Raw genomic sequence first — 792 nt, 5'->3', positions numbered from 1 at the left:
AAAGCTGCTTAACTTTAAAAACATGATTTTATCTCCTCGTCTTTGAGGCGGGGAGGTGGTTAACAGCATAAAATATCTTTACATAATACATATTGTACGTATAATACGTATTATACATTAAAGATAGGATGTGCATATGAAAAAATATAGTTTTACAGATGTAAACCGCGGGGCAGGCGATATTTTAGACGAGGCTATGTCTACACCTGTAGCTTTAACAAAGCGAGGGCGTGAAAAAATCATTATGCTTCCTGTTGATTTATATCATGAATTAATAAAAGCGCGTTCTGGTGCACAATCTTTTGTTTATGCAGATGCACCGCAAAATATATTAGACGATTTAGATCGTGGTTTAGATGATATTTTAAATGGCGACGAATATGTTTAAAGCAGGGGATGTTGTTCAATATTATTATTTATGGCACGAACAAGCGCAAAAAGGTGAACATTCGGGGCGCAAAGCGCGTCCTTCCTGTGTTATGGTTAAAACTGAAAGCCATTTCTTTTTGTTTCCTATCACTTCTCAAGAGCCTATTAATTTACAATATAGCTTAAAAGTACCTGAGATAGAATGTAGACGTGCGGGGTTGCAAAAGCAATCTTGGGTGCGTGTTGATGAATTTAATGTTGTTCCTTGCGAATCTTTGTTTGACTTTGAAGATTTAAAACCACAAGGGCGCTTTAGTCTTGCTTTCGTTCGTAAAATTGCACTTAAAATTAAAGAAGTTAAAGCAATAAAACCACTTGGAAAAGTCTCTAGAGATTGAGTCACAAAGTCAAACAGCGTGGAGT

2 protein-coding genes are annotated in these 792 nt (G+C 36.2%); both read left to right on the top strand.

Annotation, left to right across the window (positions count from 1 at the left end; all coding sequences use genetic code 11):
• The first annotated feature begins 136 nt into the window (after window positions 1-136).
• Complete coding sequence (locus ACFIJ7_RS09700) at window positions 137-388, top strand: type II toxin-antitoxin system Phd/YefM family antitoxin (RefSeq protein WP_375645208.1); 252 nt, start codon at window positions 137-139, stop codon at window positions 386-388.
• Window positions 381-767: a hypothetical protein gene (locus ACFIJ7_RS09695; RefSeq protein ID WP_375641101.1), complete on the top strand. Its 387-nt coding sequence runs from the start codon at window positions 381-383 to the stop codon at window positions 765-767. Before ACFIJ7_RS09700 ends, ACFIJ7_RS09695 begins: the two co-directional genes overlap by 8 nt.
• Window positions 768-792: the final 25 nt, after the last annotated feature.

The sequence above is a fragment of the Bartonella sp. MR100HLJHH genome, assembly GCF_042194215.1.
GTDB classification, from domain to species: Bacteria; Pseudomonadota; Alphaproteobacteria; order Rhizobiales; family Rhizobiaceae; genus Bartonella; species Bartonella grahamii.
This window is presented reverse-complemented; position numbering and strand designations above follow the sequence as displayed.

Bases quoted from the DNA above. Each gene is read 5' to 3' on its own strand.
- ACFIJ7_RS09700 (WP_375645208.1), top strand. From the start codon at position 137: ATGAAAAAATATAGTTTTACAGATGTAAACCGCGGGGCAGGCGATATT.
- ACFIJ7_RS09695 (WP_375641101.1), top strand. From the start codon at position 381: ATGTTTAAAGCAGGGGATGTTGTTCAATATTATTATTTATGGCACGAA.